The organism is Roseateles sp. P4_D2, assembly GCF_056401875.1.
The window spans coordinates 354,542-374,113 of the sequence record NZ_JBFUIM010000007.1 but is presented as its reverse complement, the minus strand read 5'-3'; the positions used below and the strand labels follow the sequence as shown (position 1 = coordinate 374,113).

Below are 19,572 nucleotides of genomic sequence, written 5' to 3'. Positions count from 1 at the left end.
GAAGACGCAATCAAATTAAGCTGATTCCGCTGCCAAGCGATAAAACTTGCAGCGTGCAGATTGGATAAAACCAAGTTCTGCTGACTCTACGAATTGGGTTTATTGACCATGTCAATGAACCAACCAGTCAAGCCTGACGACCATAGCGACTTGGTCCCACTCCTTCCCATCCCGAACAGGACAGTGAAACGAGCCAGCGCCGATGATAGTGCGGATTCCCGTGTGAAAGTAGGTCATCGTCAGGCTATTATTTAAGCCTACCCCCACCATTGAAAGATGGTGGGGGTTTCGCTTTGAGGGCCGCGAATAATGCACTCTATGTTTCGGCGTCCAATCTAGAACAGGTTTTGTTGGTGACTTGCCGCTAAGGGCCGCAAGTCCCACCTCCCCAGAACTTCATAGTGATAGGGCGATCCACCTCCGACAACGAGCAAGACCTCATCAAGAATCCATTCGATGGCTTCCTTGATTTTTTGGAGGTTTCAGATGCTTGGGCGCTGTATAGCTGAGAGTGACGTGCGGGGTGTGTCCCGCGCGATCATCAATTCCCTCGGCCGCTAGCGCCCTATGGATTGCAGCGAGCAACCCGGGGAAACCGTGGGGGCTGCCTTTGGCTCTGAACGACCAATGCTCTCCATTGGCCACGATGCGATTCAGCGTCATTGACCCTGCACCCGATTCAGTACCGCTCGGAAGTAGAACTTTCCGGCTCCTTGACCCTGCACCCGATTCAGTACCGCTCGGAAGTAGAACTTTCCGGCTCCTCTGACTTCGCCGCAGCCGCCTGCAGGCGGCTGCGGCGGGCGAATTCGGTCGGCGTGGCCCACTCCAGCGCTGAGTGGGGACGGTTCTCGTTGTAGTCCCGTCGCCAAGCCTCGATCTTGGCCCGTGCATCGTCCAGTGACAAGAACCAATGCTCGTTCAGGCACTCCTGGCGCAGCCGCCCGTTAAAGCTTTCGACGGTGGCGTTGTCAGTCGGCCGGCCGGGTCGGCTGAAGTCCAACTCGACGCCGCGCTCGTAGGCCCACTTGTCCATCGCCTTGGAGATGAACTCGCTGCCGTTGTCGGTCTTGATGGTCTGCGGCAGGCCGCGGTGCGCGGCGATGCCGGTCAGGGCGCGGACGACGTCTTCTCCCTTCAAGCTCTGGCCGACGTCGATGGCCAGGCACTCCCGGGTGTACAGCTCCACGACGGTGAGCATGCGCAGTTTGCGTCCATCGAAGAGGTTGTCGGCGACGAAGTCCATGCTCCAGATTTCGTTGATGGCATGGGCCAGTTGCTTGGGCTGGCGAAGCTTGGCGGCCTTGTTCCGTTTGGGCCTTTTGAGCCGCAGCGACAGCCCTTCGTCCCGGTAGAGGCGGTACACGCGCTTGACGTTGTCGGGGTGGCCTTCGCGGCGCAGCAGCACGTGCACCCGGCGATAGCCGTAGTGCACGCGTGTGCTGGTGATCTCCTTGATGCGCATGCGCAGCGCGGACTCGTCCTTCTTGACCGGCTTGTAGAAGAAGCTGCCCTGCGAGACGTTGGTCACGTGCATGGCGTTGCGCTGGCTGCAGCCGAACAGTCGCATCAACTCCGGCACCAGCTCGCGGCGTCGCGAAGGCCCTAGACTTTTTTTTGGACGATGTGCTGCAGCATGGCCTTGTCCAGGCTCAGGTCCGCAACGATCTGCTTGAGCTTGCGGTTCTCCTCCTCGAGCTGGCGCATGCGGCGCAACTCGGACGGGCCCACTCCGGCGTACTTCTGGCGCCACTTGTAGAACGTGGCGCTACTGATGCCCATCTTGCGGCAGACCTCCTCGACGCTGATGCCCAGCTCAGCTTGCTTCAGCGCGTAGGCCATCTGCTCTTCAGTGAACTTGCTCTTCCTCATGGCATGAACTCCTGGCCCATTCAAGGACCTCTTCATGCCGGTCGATTCTGTTACCGAACGGTACGGGATCCTGGGACAGGGTCATCATGGCAACCGCCTGCGCTGAAACCCTGCCACCCGCACGCAGCATCCGCTCGCGCAGATCTGGCGTGTCTTCCTCCCAATGGCGGTCCGAAAGGGACTGATGCCAATTCGTCGGCACGAAAAGCGCCAGGCCAAGTTGCGTCGCCAGTCCGTAGCGATCGACGATCACTCGCATGGCATTCAACAACGGCTGCTGCGGCATGGACATGAAAAGGTAGCGCGGCTTGACCATTGCGTAATTTCGGTCAGAGTGACGGCGATCTGGATGGTCGGGCGGTTGACCTGCCCGGGTTCTCCGAGGCATTGATTCCCAGAGAAGATGGCTCCATCCCCCGAGAAGCCCATGAGAAAGAGTCGATTCACGGAAGAGCAGATGGTGGCGATCCTGCGCGAGGCAGACCGCACCACGGTGGCCGAGGCGGCCAAGAAGCACAAGGTCAGCGAGCCGACGATCTACGCCTGGCGCAAGCACTTCGGCCAGTTGGAGGTCGCGGACGTCAAACGCCTGAAGGCCTTGGAGGTGGAGAACAGCCGGCTCAAGAAACTGCTGGCCGAGCGTGATCTGGACATCGAAGTCCTGAAGGAGATCAACGCAAAAAATTGTGAGCCCGCTGGCTCGGCGCGCCCAGGTCGCCCTCGCTCGCGAGCGTGGCCTGAGCCTGCGTCGGGCTTGCGGGCTGATCGGCATGTCACGCGCCACGCCCAGCTACGAGCCCCGCCTGCCGGCCAAGGATGCCCCGGTGATTGAGGCGATGAAGGAACTCTCGGCCCAGTACCCGCGCTACGGCTACCGCCGTATCCGCATCTTCCTGCGACGGCGTGGCTTCGAGCTGAGCTGGTCGCGCACGCATCGGCTGTGGCGCCAAGCCGGGCTGCTGGTGCCCAGGAAACGCTCGCGCAAGCGCACTGCCTCCACGGGGCCGCGCGTGCAAACGCCGTTCAAGGCCAACATGGTCTGGGCCTACGACTTCGTCTTCGACAYGACCGCCACGGGCCAGCAGCTCAAGTGCCTGACCGTCATCGACGAATACACCCGCGAGTGCCTGGCCATCGACGTAGCCGGGTCCATCCGCTCCAAGCGTGTGATCGAGGTGCTGTCGCGCCTGGTGAGCACGCACGGGGCGCCGCTGTTCATGCGCTCGGACAACGGGCCGGAGTTCGTCAGCCAGGCCATCTTGGAGTGGATCGCCAGCGCCGGCATCGCCACCGTGCTCAACGACCCTGGCAAGCCCTGGCAGAACGGCACCGACGAGAGCTTCAACGGCAAGTTCCGCGACGAGTGCCTGTCCGTCGAATGGTTCCGCTCGCGCCGCGAGGCCAAGGTCGTCATCGAGTCCTGGCGTCAGCACTACAACGAGGTCAGGCCGCACAGCAGCCTGCAATACTTGACCCCGACGGAGTTCAAGCACCAACTCCGTCAAGACCCGCAACCCGCCGTCTTCTAGGAATTACTGTCTCGGAAATCCCGGGCAGGTCAAAACCATTCGAGTCCCGATGGCAACTGCCGCCACCAAGCCTTGGCCTCTCCGGGACACCCAGGCAATGAAAAGCCCGCCGAAGCGGGTTCCAGAAGAAGGTCCGACGCCGGTATCAGACGTTGAACAAGAAATGCAGCACGTCGCCATCCTTGACGACGTATTCCTTGCCCTCAGCGCGCATCTTTCCCGCGTCCTTGGCGCCCTGCTCACCGCGGTGTTTGATGAAATCGTCATAGGCAATCGTCTGCGCCCGGATGTAACCGCGTTCGAAGTCGGTGTGAATGACCGCGGCGGCTTGCGGGCCGGTGTCTCCGATGTGGATGGTCCACGCGCGCACTTCCTTCACCCCGGCGGTGAAGTAGGTCTGCAGGCCCAGCAGCTTGAAGGCGGCACGAATCAGGCGGTTGAGACCGGGTTCATCCTGGCCCATCTCGGCCAAGAACAGGGCGCGATCCTCGTCTTCCATTTCGGACAGCTCCGACTCGGTCTTGGCGCAGATCGCCACCACCGGGCCGTTCTGGGCCGCTGCATATTCCTTCAGGCGGTCAAGGAACGGGTTGTTCTCGAAACCGTCTTCCGAGACGTTGCCAACAAACATGGCCGGCTTGGCCGTGATCAGGCATAAGGGCTTCAGAATGACCAGTTCTTCCTTACTGAAGTTGATGGTGCGGACGGGCTGAGCCTGGTCCAGTGCGGCTTGGCACTTCTCCAGCACCTTGACCAACGCGATGGCTTCCTTGTCACCGGCGCGAGCGACTTTGTTATAGCGGTGCAGGCTCTTCTCGACGGTGCCGAGGTCAGCGAGGCAGAGCTCAGTCTGGATCACTTCGATGTCCGAGATCGGGTCGACCTTGCCATTCACGTGGATGACGTTGGGGTCTTCGAAGCAGCGCACGACATTGACGATGGCGTCAGTCTCGCGGATGTGGGACAGGAACTGGTTGCCCAGGCCCTCGCCTTTGCTCGCGCCAGCGACGAGGCCGGCGATGTCGACGAACTCGACGACGGCGGGCATGACGCGCTCGGGCTTGACGATTTCGGCCAGGGCCGCGAGGCGGGGGTCGGGCAGTTCGACGATGCCGACATTGGGCTCGATCGTGCAGAAAGGATAATTCTCAGCCGCGATGCCGGCTTTGGTCAGGGCGTTGAAGAGCGTGGACTTGCCGACATTGGGCAGGCCCACGATGCCGCATTTGAGGCTCATGGCGGGGGCTTTCCGTAGGGGAGGGCGGGCGACGGCAGGCCGACGCCGAATCGGGGATTTTAGTCGGCCGGCGCTGTCGACTCCTTCGGGCCGGCCCAGCTGGCGATGCGGGCATCACCGCTGCCTACAATTGCCCGATGCAAAGCGTGGATGTGTTGGTCAGAGGACGGGGGGCGGTCGGTGGCAGCCTCGCGCTCAGCCTGGCTGCTCAGGGGCTGACCGTGGGCATGACCGGCGCGCCGGGAACGCCTCGCGCCGACGACGTGCGGACCTATGCGCTCAACGCCGCCTCGGTCGCCCTGCTGACGGAGCTGAAGGTCTGGGACAGCTTGCCCCCTGACGCGATCAGTCCCGTCTACGACATGGTCGTCGGCGGTGATGCCGTCGCCAACCAGCCTGCCGGCCGACTGAGCTTCTCGGCATGGCAGCAAGGCCTGCGTGAGTTGGCCGTCATCGTCGACGCCGCCGCGCTGGATGCGCAGCTCGCGACGGCCCTGCGCTTCTCTCCTCATGTTCACAACGTCGCGGATAACACCTCGGCAGCGCTGATCGCCCTTTGCGAAGGTCGCGAATCGACCGCGCGCGCCGCGCTGGGCGTCGACTTCAAGCTCAAGCCCTATGGCCATCGCGCGCTGGCCGCAAGACTGAAAGCCGATCGGCCCCATCAGGGTGTCGCTCGCCAGTGGTTTCAGCCGGGTGGCGAGGTGCTGGCCCTGCTGCCTTTCGAGAAGCCGGCGCTTGGTGCGTCTTATGGCCTGGTCTGGTCCTGCGCTGAGGCGCGGGCCGAACAACTGCAAGCCTTGCCGGCCGCCGAATTCGAACGCGAACTCAATGCTGCCACCGGTGGTGCTGTGGGCGAGTTGGGCCTCGGTAGCGAGCGATCGAGTTGGCCGCTGGCTCTGGCCCGCGCGGATGTCGTCAGCGGCCCGGGTTGGGTGCTGCTGGGTGATGCAGCTCACATCGTTCACCCGCTGGCAGGCCAGGGATTGAACCTCGGTCTGGGCGACGTCGCCGCGCTTGCCCACGTGCTGGCTGCGCGCGAGTCCTGGCGCCCCCTCGGCGACGAACGCCTGCTGCGCCGCTATGCCCGCGAGCGCCTCGCGCCGACGCTGGCAATGGGCGAGCTGACCGACGTGCTGCAGCGTCTCTTCGCCAACTCTTCCCCCGCCGTCCAGAGCCTGCGCAACCGCGGCTTGGATGCGCTCAACCAACTCACCCCCGTCAAGCGCTGGCTGACCCAGCGCGCCCTCGGGCTCTGAACCCCAACCGGCTCTCCCATCGTGTCCTCTACGTTCCTTCGACTCCTGGCCGGCCTGCTTGTTGCCATCAGCCTTCCCGCGCTGGCCAACGACGCCGTCATCCGCAAGGCCCTTGCCGAGCGCATGCCCAACGCGCCCAAGGTCGACGAGATCCGCCCGGCCCCCATGCCCGGGCTGTGGGAGGTCCGCATCGGCAATGAGGTGCGCTATACCGACGCGACCGGCAGCTTCCTCATCGAAGGTGAGCTCTACGACCTGAAGGCCAAGAAGAACCTGACCGAGGAGCGCATCACCCAGCTCAACCGGATCGATTTCGCGAGCCTGCCATTCAAGGATGCGCTGGTGTGGAAGAACGGCAGCGGCAAGCGCCGGATCGCCGTCTTCGCCGACCCCAACTGCGGCTACTGCAAGCGCTTCGAGAAGGGCCTGCAGGAGCTCAAGGACGTGACGGTCTATACCTTCCTCATCCCCATCCTTGGCGGCGACTCTCCCGAGAAGACGCGTGCGATCTGGTGCGCCAAGGACAACGCCAATGCCTGGCTCGGCTGGATGCTCAAGGGCGAGCAGCCGGCCAAGGCACCGGCTTCCTGCGACGACGCCGCCATCGAGCGCAACCTCGCGCTGTCGCGCAAGATCCATGTGAACGGTACGCCCGCCATCCTGCTGGAGGACGGCAATCGCATCCCTGGTGCCGTCGGTCCGGTGGAGTTGGAGAAGCGCCTGCAAGCCCTGGCCGCGCCGGCCAGCAAATCCTGAATCCGATGAGCGTGGATCGCCGCGAGCTCGCGCATCGGTTGGGCTACGCCGGCCTCGTTCCCTTCATGCTCGGATGCGCCCTGATCTGGCTGATCGGCGACCGTGACCTCGATCAGCACACGTTTGTGAGCGTCGGGATGTCAGCGTATGCCGGGTTGGTCATTGCCTTTCTCGGCGGCATCCACTGGGGCCTGTCCTTTGCACGTGGCCTGCCTGGGCGTCAGCCCCTGGTCTGGGGCATCAGCGCCGTGCTGCTGGGCTGGCTGGGTGTGGTAATGCCGGCCTATGCGGGCCTGGCTCTGCATGGCGGTGTGCTGATCGCCTGTTATCTCGTCGACCGCCGCGTGTACCCGCAGCTCGGCGCGGCGGACTGGCTGACCTTGCGCTTTCGGCTCACGGCCGTCGCAGCGCTGAGCTGCTTTCTCGCCGCCGCGGGTAGCTGATGCGGGGACCAAGCTACAAGATTGAGCTGGCCGACATTGCGGCCCATCGCTATCGCGTCACGCTGACCCTTACCAGCCCAGCGGCTGAGCAGTTCTTCAGCCTGCCGGTGTGGATCCCTGGCAGCTACCTCGTGCGCGAGTTCGCCAAGCATCTGAGCGGGATGACGGCCCGTCAGGGCGGCAACGAACTGGTCGTCGAGCAACTCGACAAGGCCAGTTGGCGCGTGCGCTGCAGCGGCCAGCCGCGAGCCAAGGCATTGACCCTGAGCTATGACGTCTACGCCTTCGACGCCTCGGTGCGAACCGCCTGGCTGGACAGCCGGCGCGCTTTTTTCAACGCCAGCAGCCTGTGCTTGCGCGCCCATGGCCGTGAGAGCGAGGCGCATCGCGTGACATTGGGGCAACTGCCCGAGGGCTGGCGTGCCGCAACCGGGATGAGCGCTGCCGAGGGAAGCTGGGAGGCCGCCGACTACGATGAACTGCTAGACCACCCTTTCGAGATCGGCCCGCACTGGCAGGGCGAGTTCATCGCCGCCGGCGTGCCGCATCGCATCGTCGTGGCCGGCGCCTGGCCGAGCTTTGACGGCGAGCGCCTGCTGGCCGATGTGCGGCGCATCTGCGAGGCCCACATCGCGTTCTGGGGTGGTGCACCTTTCGAGCATTACAGCTTCCTGCTCTCGGCCGTGGATGACGGCCATGGCGGCCTGGAGCACCGTGCCAGCACGGCGCTGATCTGTGCACGGCGTGAACTGCCGACAGCCGCTGAAAGCGCTGCACCCAGCGACAACTATGTGCGTCTGCTCGGCCTGTTCAGCCACGAGTACTTCCATGCTTGGAACGTCAAGCGGCTGCGCCCGGCGGAGTTCGCGACCTTCGACTACCAGCGCGAGAACTACACCGAGCTGCTGTGGTTCTTCGAGGGGTTCACCAGCTACTACGACGAACTGATGCTGTGCCGCGCCGGCCTGGTCGATGCGCCGCGGTATCTGAAACTGCTCGCTGCCAGCGTCAACAGCGTGCTGGCCTCGCCGGGCCGGCGCGTGCAGCCGCTGGCCCAAGCCAGCTTCGAGGCCTGGACCAAGTACTACCGGCCCGACGAGAACAGCGTCAACGCCGCGAGCAACTACTACGGCCAGGGCGCCCTTGTCGCGCTCTGCCTGGACCTGAGCCTGCGGGATCAAAAATCCAGCCTGGATGCGCTGATGACGCGACTGTGGACGGCCAGCGCCGGCGGCCCGGTCAGTGAGGCCGACATCCTCGACGCTGTGCGTGCGCTGTCCATCGACGCGGTCGCGGCGCAATTGCACGGCTGGGTGCATGGCCGCGACGAGCTGCCACTGCGCGCGCTGCTGGAGAGACATGGCATTGTCTGGCGCGACGAGGGCCGGACCAACGTCGCCCAGCGCCTGGGCCTGCGCGTGCGCGAGGCGGCGTTGACCGGCATTGGCGTGACTCATGTACTCACTGGCGGCGCCGCCGAGGCGGGCGGCGTCAATGCACGCGACGAGATCCTCGGCTGTAACGGCTGGCGCCTGCGTCGCCTCGATGAGGTGGCGGGCCTGCTGGGCAGCGGCGAGACGCAGCTGCGCCTGCTCGTCAGCCGCGACCAGCGCTTGATCGAGCTCAATGTCGAGCTCCCAGCGCCGCAGTCCTCTGCGGTTGCCTTGACGCTGGCCGACGGGTCCCACGCTGCGCGCCGCCACTGGCTCGGCGCCTGAGGCAGCATGAAGACACCGCGGCCGCCGGGCCTGCTGGTGCTGGCCGTGTTGGCACTGCATCTGCTGCTCGGCCACGAGGTGCAGCGCATCCACGAGGGCTGGATCAGCGAAGGCCCGCCACCCATGCCGGCGCGCATGCAGATCGCCCTGGTGCGCGAGATGCAGTTGCATGAGCCGCCTGCTTTGCGCGTGCGGCCGCCTTCGCCACCTAAGCCGCGTACCAAGGCGCCGTCAGCGAACGTCCAACTGCCAGGTCCGGCGGCCTCCGCACCTGAGCCCGTCGCCGCATCGGAACCGCCGTTCCCCGAGCCCGTCGCGTCCGTAGCGTCAGCGCCTGAACAACCCGCCTCCGTTGCCCAGGCCGCGTCGGCGCCGTCGGTGGACGGCGAGCCCGGTCCTGAATGGCCGCTGTCAACGCGGCTCAGCTATGTGCTGACCGGCAACTACCGGGGACCAGTCAGCGGCCAGGCCCAGGTCGAATGGCTGCGCAAGGGGCGGGACTACCAAGTCCACCTCGACGTCGGCGTCGGCCCCGGCTTCGCGCCGCTGATCACACGACGCATGAGCAGCCAGGGCCAGTTGACGCCCGAGGGCATCGCGCCGCAACGCTACGACGAGGAGACCAAGGTCATCCTCAGTGACAGCCGGCGCGCCAGCGTGTTCTTCCTGGGCAATGAGGTCCAACTCGCCACCGGTGCGCGCGAGCCGGCCTCGCGGGGCGCGCAAGATTCGGCCAGCCAGTTCGTCCAGTTGACCTGGCTCTTTTTGACCGGCCGCGAGCTGCTCCAGGCTGGGCGCACCGTGCAGTTCCCGCTGGTGCTGGCTCGCCGTCAATACATCTGGCAATACGAAGTGGTGGGCGAAGAGACGCTGGATACGCCGATGGGCCCGCTGGCCAGCTGGCATCTCAGGCCCACCCGTGCGCCCGCCGGTGGCGACCTGGCCGCTGAAGTCTGGCTGGCACCTGGCCTGCAATACCTGCCCGTGCGCCTGGTCATCCGACAGGACGCCGACACCTATATCGATCTCATGCTCAAGAGCGCGCCGCTGCAAGCCGCGCCAGAATCAATCAACGACACGCCCAGGAGACTCAGCCAATGACCTACGAATGCATCATCACCGCCGTCCATGGCGACGGCCCGCGCAAGACCGGGCTGATCACGCTGAACCGCCCCAAGGCGCTGAACGCGCTGAACGACCAACTGATGGACGAAATGGGCGCCGCCCTGCTCGCCTTTGACGCCGATGACGGCATCGGCTGCATCGTGCTGACCGGATCGGAGCGCGCCTTCGCGGCCGGCGCCGACATTCCGACCATGCTGCCCCACACCTTCGCCACGGCTTTCAAGAGCGGTTTGATCTCCAAGAACTGGGAGACCATCCTGCAGGTGCGCAAACCCGTCATCGCTGCGGTAGGCGGCTTTGCGCTCGGCGGCGGCTGTGAGCTGGCGATGATGTGCGACTTCATCATCGCGGCCGACACAGCCAAGTTCGGCCAACCCGAGATCAAGCTGGGCATCGTGCCAGGCGCCGGCGGCACCCAGCGCCTACCGCGCGCCGTGGGCAAGAGCAAGGCCATGGACATGCTGCTCACCGCTCGCATGATGGGTGCGACGGAGGCTGAAAGCGCCGGCCTGGTGTCGCGCGTCGTGCCGGCTGACAAGCTGCTCGAAGAGGCCCTGGCCGCCGCCGAGACGATCAACGGTTTCAGCGGCCCCTCGGTCATGCTGATCAAAGAACTCGTTAACCTCGCCTACCAGGCGCCGCTCACCGACGGCGTGGCCGTCGAGCGCCGCTACTTCCACGCGCTGTTTGGCAGCCATGACCAGCACGAAGGCATGGAGGCCTTCCTGGCCAAGCGGCCGCCCAACTTCGAACACCGTTGATGAGTTGTGGCAAAGCGATGACGATCTAGGGATGATTGTTTGCATTGAATGAATAGTCAGTTCCCGTCAGCCTAGTATTTCTACTGAGATCGACTCCCTACAGTTCGGCCCATGGACACCGCGGTCGCGATGTCCGAGTGACCTAGAAAGCAGGAAGTTCCTGCCAGACACTGAAGGAGCCCGTCATGAGCAAGCTGTCCACCCTCATCGCCGCCACCCTGTTGATCGCCGCAGGCGCCGCCTCCGCCCAAACCACCCCGTTGACCCGCGAGCAAGTCGTTGCCGATCTGGTTGCGGCCCGTAACAGCGGCGAACTGGCCGCCATCCAGGGCGAAAAGGGCATCGAAGTGACGACCCCGGGCGCGGCCAAGGCTGCCGCGGTTGCCACTGTCAAGCTTCCCCGCCAGGCCGTGCTGACCGTCAAGCCGAGCGAAGTGCGCGCCGACGAGAAGATCGCCGCCGCCCAGGCAGCCGACCATGGTGAAAACGCCGCCCGCGAACTGGGTGATTTCCCGGCTCCTGTCGTGCGCCGTGCCTCCGCCCTGGCCAGCCGTTGAGCGAACGCTGAAACAAAGCGGTTTCAAACCGACGAAAGGCGACCCGAGAGGGCAATGCCAGACAGTTAGGGCATCAAGGCACTGACTGGAGATAAAAAGGGAACGTGTAGAAAACGTTCCCTTTTTGCTTTGCGCCTGCTTCAAAGTCCCCTTGACCAGACCCCGCAACAAATGCCGCATGACGCCTTCGCGCAGCTGTCGCAGCTCATCGACAGCGAATGCATCGCGGGCAAAGCGCCCGCCTCGGCAGCCTAGTTTCCGCCTTCCCGGCGCAGCGCCGGGAACAGGATCACATCGCGGATTGACGGCGAGTCCGTGATCAACATCATCAGCCGGTCGATGCCGATGCCGCAGCCGCCGGTCGGAGGCATGCCGTATTCCAGCGCGCGGATGAAGTCGGCGTCGAAGAACATCGCCTCTTCGTCGCCGGCATCCTTGTTGGCGACCTGGGCGTGGAAGCGCGCGGCCTGGTCCTCGGCGTCGTTCAGCTCGGAGAAACCGTTGGCGTACTCGCGGCCGGTGATGAAGAGCTCGAAGCGCTCAGTGATCTTGGGATTGGCATCCGACGCACGGGCCAGCGGCGAGACCTCGACGGGGTAGTCGATGATGAAGGTGGGCTCCCAGAGCTTCTCTTCGACGACGGCCTCGAACAGGCCGAACTGCAGCTCGGCCAGGCCCCAGCGGGCGGGCGCTTCTTCGCCGGCGGCCTTGACCTTGGCGCGCAGCACGTCGGCGTCATCGGCCTCGGCTTCGGTGAGGCCGGCGAACTGGATCAGCGAGTCGCGCACCGACACGCGCGCAAACGGCTTGTCCAGCGCCACCGGCTTGCCGGCATAGGTCAGCGCGGCGCTGCCGGTTGCGGCAATCGCCGCGTGGCGCAGCACGGCTTCCGTGAAGTCCATCTGGTCATGATGCGTCCAGTAGGCCGCATAGAACTCCATCATCGTGAACTCGGGGTTGTGCCGGACCGAGATGCCTTCATTGCGGAAGTTGCGGTTGATCTCGAACACGCGCTCGAAGCCGCCCACGACCAGGCGCTTCAGATAGAGCTCAGGCGCGATGCGCAGGAACATCTCCTGGTCCAGCGCGTTGTGGTGGGTCTTGAAGGGCTTGGCGTTGGCGCCGCCCGGGATCGGATGCAGCATGGGCGTCTCGACCTCCAGGAAGCCGTGGTCCACCATGAAGCTGCGGATGGCCGACACCGCCTTGGAGCGCGCCGTGAAGCGCTTGCGGGCGTCTTCGTCCGTGATCAGGTCGACATAGCGCTGGCGGTACTTCTGCTCCTGGTCAGTCATGCCGTGGAACTTGTCCGGCAGCGGGCGCAGGCTCTTGGTCAGCAAGCGCAGCGTCGTCACTGCGACGGACAGCTCGCCGGTCTTGGTCCTCATCAACGTGCCTTCGCCACCGATGATGTCGCCCAGGTCCCAGTGCTTGAAGGCGTCGTAGACCTCGGGGCCAACGTTGTCGATGGTCACGCGCAGCTGGATGCGGCCAGTGGCGTCCTGCAGCGTGCAAAAGCTCGCCTTGCCCATCATGCGCTTGAGCATCATTCGGCCGGCCACGCTGACCTTGACGGCTTGCGGTTCCAGCTCCTCGTTGGGCACCTCGCCGTACTGGGCCTGCAGGGGCTGGGCGCGGTGCTGGGGCTTGAAGTCGTTGGGGAAAGGCACCGCTGTGGTGGCCCGCAGTGCGGCCAGTTTGCTGCGGCGCTCGGCGATCAATTGGTTGTCGTCGGCCTGAGCGGTCGAAACAGGAGTCGGAGTCGTTGTGGTCATTGCGGGCCTTCAGTCGAACCAGCGATTCTAGAATCTCGCGCCTTGATGACCTCCCACAGCCTGACGCGCGCCACTCTCACCTTGCTTGCCGGCAGCGCGCTGGCCCAGGCCGTGCCGCTCTTGCTGGGCCCCTGGATCGCCCGGCTGTACACGCCGGCCGAGTACGGCCAGTTCTCTCTGGTGTGGACGGTAGCCAGCAATCTGGCCGTTGTCGGTTGTGCGCGCTACGAGTTCGCGCTGGCGCTCGAGACGGGCGAAGAGGGCGCCGCGGCGCTGTTGGCGTTGTGCCTGCGCGTGCTGCTGGCGATGACGGCCATGGCCATCGTCGTCGGCGGGGCCTGGATGATCTGGGCGGATCTTCCCGTTGCCGCCGCGTTGCCGCCGGCCGTGCTGGCGGCCGCGGCCAGCCAGGCGCTGGCGCAATGGGCGGCTCGAGCCGGTCGGTTTGGCGTGCTGGCCTGGGGCCGTGTCGTGCAGTGGGGCGGCGGCGCCATTGCACAGGTTGGCTTCGGCCTGTTGCAGGCGGGGCCCTGGGGGCTGATCGGCGGCGCCACATTGGCCACGGCTGCTGCCGCAGCCCTGCAGGCGCAGCCGGCCCCCGCCCGCGGTTGGCGTGGCCTGCTGGCACCCCAGCCGCTGCGCGCCATGGCCGAGAAGCATCGCGACTTCCCGCTGCTGAACACGCCGCACGCCTTTGCCGGCGCGCTGCAGGACACCCTGGCCATCGCGCTGCTGACCGCCTGGCTGGGTTCGCCCGAGGCTGGCGCCTGGGCGCTGGCACTGCGCTATCTGAAGGCGCCGGCCAGCCTCGTCGGTGGCTCGCTGTCGCAGGCCCTCTACCCCCGGCTCACGCAGACCGAAAGCCGCAGCGAAGCCCGCGCCCTGGTGCGCAAGAAGCTGCTGCTGCTGACGGCCATCGCGCTGCCGCTGATGCTCGCGCTGCTGGCCTTCGGGCCATGGCTGTTCGCCACCGTCTTCGGCCCCGAATGGCGCGGCGCCGGCGAACTGGCCCGCTCGCTGGCACCCTATGTCGCGCTGCACTTCATCGCGTCGCCGCTGTCCGTCGTCACCATGGCCTGGGGTGCACAGGCCTGGGCGCTGAAGCTGGCGCTGGTCGGGCAGGCGATGTTCATCGGCGGGCTGGCGGCCGGCATCTACCTGGGCGGCCTGGCCGGTGCCGGCTGGGGCGTGTCCGCGGCGATGCTGCTCTACTTCGGCTACTTCTTCTGGGCACTTTGGACCTGGGAATGATTCGATCCTGGCTCAACCGCTTTCGTCGTCGCCTCCTGCGGCTGCTCGGCTTTCGCATGCTGTTCGGCGAGGCCGGCGCGCCGCATTCGCGCATCGCGCCCAGTACCTGCATCGAAGGCGAGGGCGGCCTGCAGCTGGCGGACCACGTCTTCATCGGCCAGTTCAATTTCATCGACGCCGGCGCGGGGCTGGTCATCGAGGAAGGCGTGCAGATCACCAATTTCTGTTCCATCGTGACCCACAGCACTCACAACGCCCTGCGTGTGAACGGCCGCCGCAGCGCGGTGCTGGGTGGCGAGCTGCCGGGCTACCGCAAAGGCCCCATCCGGCTGGGCGCCTATAGCTTTGTCGGGCCGCACAGCCTTATCGAGCCCGGCAGCACGCTCGGCAAGGGTGCCATCCTGTGCGCCTACTCGCAGCTGCGCGCCGCCGCACCCGACTTCGCCATCATGGCCGGCCAGCCCGCCCGTCAGGTGGGCGACACGCGGGAACGCGATGCGGCCTTGCTGGCGCGCCATCCCGAACTCCGTGAAGCCTACGAAGCCTGGGCCGGAGTGCCTCGATGAGCTTGGGTGCCGGCCTGAAACTGGTTCTGATCGGCGACGGCGAAAGCCCGCACCTGCTGAAGTGGGCCCGTGCGCTCAACCCACGTGTGCAATTGCATGCCATCTCGTCGCGTGGCTTCCTGCCCGAGTTCCACCAACTGCTTCCCGACGCACGCCGGCTGGCGCTGAATACGGCGCCCGACCATGGCGGCGGCAACGTCGCGCTGATCAAGCAGCTGCCCCGCGTGGGTGCCTGGCTGGCCGATACGGACGCCGATTGGCTGCATGCCCACTATCTGACCTCCCACGGTTCACTGGCCTGGGCGGCCCGCATGGGTTGGCGGCTGCGCGCGCAGATTGCCGGCTCGGCCTGGGGCAGCGACATCCTCGTGACGCCGCAGCGTGGCGGCGCCTGGCGCTGGCTGACGAAGAAGGCGTTGCGGGAATGCGCCGTGACGACGTCGGATTCGGTCCATATGGCCGAGCGCATGCGCGAGCTGGGTGCGCGCGAGGTGATGACCTTCCCATTCGGTTTGGAAGCCATGCCCAAGCAGAACGCGAAGAAGCAGCCGTGGCTGTGCTTTGCGAACCGGGGGCTGGAACCCATCTACCGGCCGCAGCTTGTCATTGACGCCTTCGCGCGCATCGCGGCGGCGCAGCCCGAAGCGCGGCTGGTCGTGGCCAATGACGGGTCGCTGCGAGCCGCGCTGGAGGCTGACGTCACGGCGCGTGGCCTAGGCGACAAGGTCACCTTTGTCGGTCGCCTTGATGCGCAAGCTCAGGCCAGCCACTATGCACGTTCGGCTTGGTTCCTGAGCTTGCCGGCAAGCGATTCGGTGTCGGTCTCGGTGCTGGAGGCCATGGCCCATGGTTGCGTTCCGCTGCTGTCCGCGCTGCCTGCCAACATCGAGCTGATTGGCGACTCGGCGCGTGGCCTCATCGTTGGCTCGCTGGACGACCTGCCGGCGCGCATGGTGACCTTGGACACGACCAAACTCGCCGTTGCGAATCGCGACTGGGTTGCCGCCAACGGCCTCTTCGAGCCCCATGTGCAGCGCTTCCTGACCCGGCTCAAGGAGCTCACGCCGGCATGAGGATTCTCCTGGTCAACCATTACGCCGGTTCGCCTGCGCACGGCATGGAGTTCCGGCCCTACTACTTGGCCCGTGAATGGGTCAGGGCGGGTCACGAGGTCACCATCGTCGCGGCCGGCTACTCCCATGTGCGCGCCGTGCAGCCCGAAGTGCCTGGCCAACCGGTCGAGGAGATCATCGACGGCATTCGCTACCGCTGGCTACCCGTGCCGAGCTATCACGGCAACGGCGTTGGGCGGCTGCGCAACATCCTGTCCTTCCTGCGCCGGTTGCGCGCTGACGCCTGGCGGCTGACGCGCGAGTTCCGGCCTGACGCCGTCATCGCGTCCAGCACCTATCCCATGGATGTGTGGGTTGCCAAGAAGCTCGCCAAACTCGCGAAGGCCAAGCTGGTCTACGAGGTGCATGACCTGTGGCCGCTGTCGTTGATCGAGCTGTCCGGCATGTCGCCCCGCCATCCTTTCGCGCTGATGTGCGGCAAGGCGGAGGCGGATGCGTACCGAGACGCCGATGTCGTCGTCTCCATGCTGCCCTGCGTGCACGAGCACATGGCCTCAAAGGGCCTGGATCTGAGCAAGCTGCGCATCGTGCCCAATGGCTTTGCGCCCGAGGAATGGCAGGGCCACAGCGCGCCATTCGGTGCGACGCTGGCGGCGCATCTTGACGCAGAGCGCGCGGCCGGCCGCGTCGTCGTCGGCTATGCCGGCTCCATGGGACTGCCCAATGCACTCGACGTGCTGCTCGATGCAGCCGCCCAACTGCGCGATCGGCCGATCAGCTTCGTGCTGGTGGGCAGCGGCCACGAGGCGGCGCGCCTGGCCGAGCGCGCCCATGCCGAGGGCTTGAAGCAGGTGCGCTTTTTCGCTCCCATCCCCAAAGCCCAGATCCCGACGCTGCTGAGCCGCTTCGATATTGCCTACATCGGCTGGCAGCGCACACCCATCTACCGCTTCGGCATCGCGCCCAACAAACTCATCGACTATTTGATGGCCGGCCGCGCCGTACTGCATTCGGTTCAGGCGGGCAACGACCCGGTCGCCGAGGCCGGCGCCGGACTGACGGTCGCGCCGGAAGACGCCGACGCCGTGGCCCAGGGCCTGCTGAAGCTGGCGACGCTGACGTCTGAGCAGCGCGCCGAGATGGGCGAGCGAGGTCGTGCCTTTGCGATGGCCCACCACGCCTACCCCGTGCTTGCTGCCCATTTCATCGAGGCCCTGTCGTGACTGAGTTGGAGCAGATCGCCGAGCGTTACGCTCGCCGCAATACGGGCGACCGCTACAGCCTGCTGCGCCCTGAGGTGTGGCGGATGTGGCAGGAGCGCCAGCGCGTGTTGCTGCAGCTGTTGGCCGCACGGCCCGGCCGTCCGGCCGATTGGCGTGCGACCGAGGTGGGTTGCGGTGCCGGTGGCAATCTGCTGGACCTGCTGCGCCTGGGGCTGCTGCCCGCGCACCTGACCGGCATCGAACTGCTACCCGAGCGCCTGGACGCCGCGCGCGCCGCCCTGCCCGAAAGCGTGCGCCTGCTCCCAGGCGATGCTTCAGAAGCCGACGTCGCACCGGCCAGCCAGGACCTGGTGCTGCAATCCACGGTCTTCTCGTCCATCCTCGATGACGCCTTGCAGCAGCGAGTGGCCGACGCGATGTGGCGCTGGCTCAAACCGGGTGGCGTCGTCGTCTGGTACGACTTCACCGTCAACAATCCGCGCAACCCCGACGTCCGCGGCGTGCCGCTGGCACGCGTTCGACAGCTCTTCCCGCAAGGCGCTTTCACGGCCCGCCGCGTGACGCTGGCGCCACCGCTGGCTCGTGCGCTGCCCGCGGCCTATGGCCTGCTTAACCTCATCCCCTGGCTGCGTACCCACCGGCTGGTGCTGATCGCCAAACACTGATCGTCGAAAATCCCTTCATGAGTGCCCAGCCCTTTCTTCCCTTTGCCTTGCCCGACCTGGGCGACGACGAGATCGCCGAAGTCGTTGACACGCTGAAATCCGGCTGGATCACCACCGGCCCCAAGGCCAAGCGCTTCGAGCAAGCCTTTGCCGACTTCCTCGGTGACCCGCAGATCGAGTGCATCGCCGTCAACTCGGCCACCGCCGGCCTGCACCTGGCGCTCGAAGCCATCGGCCTGGGCCCTGGCGACGAGGTCATCACGACTACCCACACCTTCACGGCAACGGCCGAGGTCGTGCGCTATCTGGGCGCCGACGTGAAGCTGGTCGACATCGACCCGGCGACGATGAACATCGACATTGGCGCCATCGAGGCCGCGATCACGCCAAAGACCCGCGCCATCCTGCCTGTGCACTACGCCGGCCTTGCGGTGGACATGCTGGCCATCCTCGACATCGCGCGCCGCCACGGCCTGCGCGTCATCGAGGACGCCGCCCACGCGCTGCCGACGACGTTGGAGAAGGAGCTGATCGGCACGCTGGGCAGCGACGCCACGGTGTTCAGCTTCTACGCCAACAAGACGATGACGACCGGCGAGGGCGGCATGCTGGTCACGCGCAACGCCGAACTGGCCAAGCGCGCCCGCGTCATGCGCCTGCACGGTATGAGCCGCGACGCCTTCGACCGCTTCACGGCCAAGGTGCCGAGCTGGTACTACGAGATCGTCGCGCCCGGCTTCAAGTACAACCTGACCGACATCGCCGCGGCTCTGGGCCTGCATCAGCTCAAGCGCCTGCCGGCCTTCCAGGTGCGCCGCGAGCAGATCGCGATGCGCTATCACGAGGCCCTGGCCGACCTGCCGCTGATCCTGCCGCCCGATGCGCCGGAGGGCGACACGCACTCCTGGCATCTCTACGTCGTTCGCCTGGCCGACGAAGCCAGCATCACACGCGATGCCTTCATCGAGGGCATGTACGCTGCCGGCATCGGTTGCAGCGTGCATTACGTGCCCCTGCACCTGCATCCCTACTGGCGCGACCGCTACGGTCTGACGCCCGAGCAATTCCCGCAGTCGCAGAAGGCCTTCGAGCGCACGGTCAGCCTGCCGCTGTACACGGCGATGAGCGACGCGGACGTCGAGCGCGTCATCGCCGCCGTGAGGGGCCTGCTGGCTTGATCAAGCGCCTGTTCGACGTGGTCAGTGCGGCGCTGGGGCTGCTGGTTCTCGCGCCGCTGCTGCTGCTGGCCGCGGTCTGGATCAAGCTCGACTCTCCCGGCCCGGCCCTGTTTCGCCAGACGCGTGTGGGCCGGCATGGCGTGCCCTTCACCATCCACAAGTTCCGCACGATGCGCGTCGAGCCGGGTGCGGCCATCACGGTCGGCGCCGACCCCCGCATCACGCGCTCGGGCCGTGTGTTGCGCCAGGCCAAGCTCGACGAGCTGCCCCAGCTCTGGGATGTGCTGCGCGGCGCGATGAGCCTGGTCGGCCCGCGGCCGGAGTTGCCTCGCTATGTCGAGCTCTACTCGGCCGAATTGCGTGAACGCGTGCTGGCGGTGCGGCCGGGCATCACCGATCCCGCGTCGCTGGCTTTCAGCCACGAGGCCGAAATGTTGGCTGCAGCGCAGGACCCAGAGCGCGAATACCGCGAGGTCGTGATGCCCGCAAAACTCAAACTGTCAGCCGAGTACGCGGCCAGCGCCAGCCTGATGACCGACCTGCGGCTGATCCTGGCGACGTTGGCCCGCGTGCTGCGCGGCTGA

At 65.9% G+C, this 19,572-nt stretch carries 19 protein-coding genes and 1 rRNA gene; 16 read left to right on the top strand and 4 right to left on the bottom strand.

Features of this window, described 5'->3' with window-relative positions; genetic code table 11:
• Nucleotides 1–132 precede the first annotated feature (132 nt).
• Nucleotides 133–245 (top strand): 5S ribosomal RNA (rrf, locus tag AC1DW0_RS15420).
• 485 nt (nucleotides 246–730) lie between these two features.
• Here the strand turns inward: rrf and AC1DW0_RS15415 are convergent.
• A protein-coding gene (locus AC1DW0_RS15415) for an IS3 family transposase (RefSeq protein ID WP_477946727.1) occupies nucleotides 731–1,872 on the bottom strand; the annotation gives its coding sequence in 2 pieces (ribosomal slippage) (nucleotides 731–1,620 and nucleotides 1,620–1,872; 1,143 coding nt in all).
• Nucleotides 1,850–2,188: a hypothetical protein gene (locus tag AC1DW0_RS15410; protein ID WP_056204442.1), complete on the bottom strand. Its 339-nt coding sequence runs from the start codon at nucleotides 2,186–2,188 to the stop codon at nucleotides 1,850–1,852. Before AC1DW0_RS15410 ends, AC1DW0_RS15415 begins: the two co-directional genes overlap by 23 nt.
• Before the next feature lie 111 nt (nucleotides 2,189–2,299).
• On the opposite strand from AC1DW0_RS15410, the gene AC1DW0_RS15405 reads away from it, so the two are divergent.
• Nucleotides 2,300–3,401, top strand: a protein-coding gene (locus tag AC1DW0_RS15405; protein WP_477946725.1) for an IS3 family transposase whose coding sequence is annotated in 2 segments (ribosomal slippage) — nucleotides 2,300–2,553 and nucleotides 2,552–3,401 — 1,104 coding nt in all. Because the reading frame shifts where the segments join, the coding sequence is not laid out codon by codon here.
• Nucleotides 3,402–3,546: 145 nt separating this feature from the next.
• Here the strand turns inward: AC1DW0_RS15405 and ychF are convergent.
• Nucleotides 3,547–4,638: a redox-regulated ATPase YchF gene (ychF, locus tag AC1DW0_RS15400; RefSeq protein WP_056204434.1), complete on the bottom strand. Its 1,092-nt coding sequence runs from the start codon at nucleotides 4,636–4,638 to the stop codon at nucleotides 3,547–3,549.
• A 137-nt stretch (nucleotides 4,639–4,775) separates the two neighbouring features.
• On the opposite strand from ychF, the gene AC1DW0_RS15395 reads away from it, so the two are divergent.
• The 7 genes from AC1DW0_RS15395 to AC1DW0_RS15365 all read left to right on the top strand — a co-directional run bounded on the left by AC1DW0_RS15395 (nucleotide 4,776) and on the right by AC1DW0_RS15365 (nucleotide 11,257).
• Nucleotides 4,776–5,897 (top strand): FAD-dependent monooxygenase, encoded by a 1,122-nt coding sequence (locus tag AC1DW0_RS15395; protein WP_457355735.1) that lies wholly within the window; start codon nucleotides 4,776–4,778, stop codon nucleotides 5,895–5,897.
• A 21-nt stretch (nucleotides 5,898–5,918) separates the two neighbouring features.
• Complete coding sequence (locus AC1DW0_RS15390; RefSeq protein ID WP_056204429.1) at nucleotides 5,919–6,653, top strand: DsbC family protein; 735 nt, start codon at nucleotides 5,919–5,921, stop codon at nucleotides 6,651–6,653.
• 5 nt (nucleotides 6,654–6,658) lie between these two features.
• Nucleotides 6,659–7,096 carry a DUF3429 domain-containing protein gene (locus tag AC1DW0_RS15385; RefSeq protein WP_056204427.1) on the top strand — a complete coding sequence of 146 codons (438 nt, stop codon included), beginning with the start codon at nucleotides 6,659–6,661 and terminating at the stop codon, nucleotides 7,094–7,096.
• Nucleotides 7,096–8,814 carry a M61 family metallopeptidase gene (locus AC1DW0_RS15380; protein ID WP_457355731.1) on the top strand — a complete coding sequence of 573 codons (1,719 nt, stop codon included), beginning with the start codon at nucleotides 7,096–7,098 and terminating at the stop codon, nucleotides 8,812–8,814. The genes AC1DW0_RS15385 and AC1DW0_RS15380 overlap by 1 nt, the downstream gene beginning before the upstream one ends.
• Nucleotides 8,815–8,820: 6 nt before the next feature.
• Complete coding sequence (locus AC1DW0_RS15375) at nucleotides 8,821–9,915, top strand: DUF3108 domain-containing protein (RefSeq protein ID WP_457355729.1); 1,095 nt, start codon at nucleotides 8,821–8,823, stop codon at nucleotides 9,913–9,915.
• Nucleotides 9,912–10,700, top strand: coding sequence for an enoyl-CoA hydratase (locus tag AC1DW0_RS15370; protein ID WP_457355727.1), 789 nt, complete (start codon nucleotides 9,912–9,914; stop codon nucleotides 10,698–10,700). Before AC1DW0_RS15375 ends, AC1DW0_RS15370 begins: the two co-directional genes overlap by 4 nt.
• A gap of 185 nt (nucleotides 10,701–10,885) precedes the next feature.
• Nucleotides 10,886–11,257 carry a DUF4148 domain-containing protein gene (locus tag AC1DW0_RS15365; protein ID WP_056204416.1) on the top strand — a complete coding sequence of 124 codons (372 nt, stop codon included), beginning with the start codon at nucleotides 10,886–10,888 and terminating at the stop codon, nucleotides 11,255–11,257.
• A 251-nt stretch (nucleotides 11,258–11,508) separates the two neighbouring features.
• On the opposite strand, the gene lysS is transcribed toward AC1DW0_RS15365, so the two are convergent.
• Nucleotides 11,509–13,032 carry a lysine--tRNA ligase gene (gene lysS / locus AC1DW0_RS15360; protein ID WP_457355725.1) on the bottom strand — a complete coding sequence of 508 codons (1,524 nt, stop codon included), beginning with the start codon at nucleotides 13,030–13,032 and terminating at the stop codon, nucleotides 11,509–11,511.
• A 45-nt stretch (nucleotides 13,033–13,077) separates the two neighbouring features.
• Here lysS and AC1DW0_RS15355 point away from each other — a divergent pair, with 45 nt between their 5' ends.
• The 7 genes from AC1DW0_RS15355 to AC1DW0_RS15325 are packed head-to-tail and all read left to right on the top strand — an operon-like array spanning nucleotide 13,078 to nucleotide 19,572.
• Entirely contained in the window at nucleotides 13,078–14,283 is a 1,206-nt protein-coding gene (locus AC1DW0_RS15355) for a lipopolysaccharide biosynthesis protein (RefSeq protein ID WP_457325201.1), read from the top strand.
• Nucleotides 14,283–14,849 carry an acyltransferase gene (locus tag AC1DW0_RS15350; protein WP_457355741.1) on the top strand — a complete coding sequence of 189 codons (567 nt, stop codon included), beginning with the start codon at nucleotides 14,283–14,285 and terminating at the stop codon, nucleotides 14,847–14,849. The genes AC1DW0_RS15355 and AC1DW0_RS15350 overlap by 1 nt, the downstream gene beginning before the upstream one ends.
• A complete protein-coding gene (locus AC1DW0_RS15345) occupies nucleotides 14,846–15,922 on the top strand; it encodes a glycosyltransferase (protein WP_457355723.1) in 1,077 nt (358 codons plus the stop codon). The genes AC1DW0_RS15350 and AC1DW0_RS15345 overlap by 4 nt, the downstream gene beginning before the upstream one ends.
• Nucleotides 15,919–17,145 (top strand): glycosyltransferase family 4 protein, encoded by a 1,227-nt coding sequence (locus AC1DW0_RS15340; protein WP_457355721.1) that lies wholly within the window; start codon nucleotides 15,919–15,921, stop codon nucleotides 17,143–17,145. The genes AC1DW0_RS15345 and AC1DW0_RS15340 overlap by 4 nt, the downstream gene beginning before the upstream one ends.
• Complete coding sequence (locus AC1DW0_RS15335) at nucleotides 17,142–17,810, top strand: class I SAM-dependent methyltransferase (RefSeq protein ID WP_457355719.1); 669 nt, start codon at nucleotides 17,142–17,144, stop codon at nucleotides 17,808–17,810. The genes AC1DW0_RS15340 and AC1DW0_RS15335 overlap by 4 nt, the downstream gene beginning before the upstream one ends.
• A gap of 17 nt (nucleotides 17,811–17,827) precedes the next feature.
• Complete coding sequence (locus AC1DW0_RS15330; protein WP_457355717.1) at nucleotides 17,828–18,988, top strand: DegT/DnrJ/EryC1/StrS family aminotransferase; 1,161 nt, start codon at nucleotides 17,828–17,830, stop codon at nucleotides 18,986–18,988.
• Nucleotides 18,985–19,572 (top strand): sugar transferase, encoded by a 588-nt coding sequence (locus AC1DW0_RS15325; protein ID WP_056204400.1) that lies wholly within the window; start codon nucleotides 18,985–18,987, stop codon nucleotides 19,570–19,572. The genes AC1DW0_RS15330 and AC1DW0_RS15325 overlap by 4 nt, the downstream gene beginning before the upstream one ends.

Bases quoted from the DNA above. Each gene is read 5' to 3' on its own strand.
- AC1DW0_RS15380 (WP_457355731.1), top strand. From the start codon at position 7,096: ATGCGGGGACCAAGCTACAAGATTGAGCTGGCCGACATTGCGGCCCAT.
- AC1DW0_RS15410 (WP_056204442.1), bottom strand. From the start codon at position 2,188: ATGGTCAAGCCGCGCTACCTTTTCATGTCCATGCCGCAGCAGCCGTTG.
- AC1DW0_RS15375 (WP_457355729.1), top strand. From the start codon at position 8,821: ATGAAGACACCGCGGCCGCCGGGCCTGCTGGTGCTGGCCGTGTTGGCA.
- AC1DW0_RS15385 (WP_056204427.1), top strand. From the start codon at position 6,659: ATGAGCGTGGATCGCCGCGAGCTCGCGCATCGGTTGGGCTACGCCGGC.
- AC1DW0_RS15395 (WP_457355735.1), top strand. From the start codon at position 4,776: ATGCAAAGCGTGGATGTGTTGGTCAGAGGACGGGGGGCGGTCGGTGGC.
- AC1DW0_RS15370 (WP_457355727.1), top strand. From the start codon at position 9,912: ATGACCTACGAATGCATCATCACCGCCGTCCATGGCGACGGCCCGCGC.
- AC1DW0_RS15355 (WP_457325201.1), top strand. From the start codon at position 13,078: ATGACCTCCCACAGCCTGACGCGCGCCACTCTCACCTTGCTTGCCGGC.
- AC1DW0_RS15340 (WP_457355721.1), top strand. From the start codon at position 15,919: ATGAGGATTCTCCTGGTCAACCATTACGCCGGTTCGCCTGCGCACGGC.
- lysS (WP_457355725.1), bottom strand. From the start codon at position 13,032: ATGACCACAACGACTCCGACTCCTGTTTCGACCGCTCAGGCCGACGAC.
- ychF (WP_056204434.1), bottom strand. From the start codon at position 4,638: ATGAGCCTCAAATGCGGCATCGTGGGCCTGCCCAATGTCGGCAAGTCC.
- AC1DW0_RS15365 (WP_056204416.1), top strand. From the start codon at position 10,886: ATGAGCAAGCTGTCCACCCTCATCGCCGCCACCCTGTTGATCGCCGCA.
- AC1DW0_RS15330 (WP_457355717.1), top strand. From the start codon at position 17,828: ATGAGTGCCCAGCCCTTTCTTCCCTTTGCCTTGCCCGACCTGGGCGAC.
- AC1DW0_RS15345 (WP_457355723.1), top strand. From the start codon at position 14,846: ATGAGCTTGGGTGCCGGCCTGAAACTGGTTCTGATCGGCGACGGCGAA.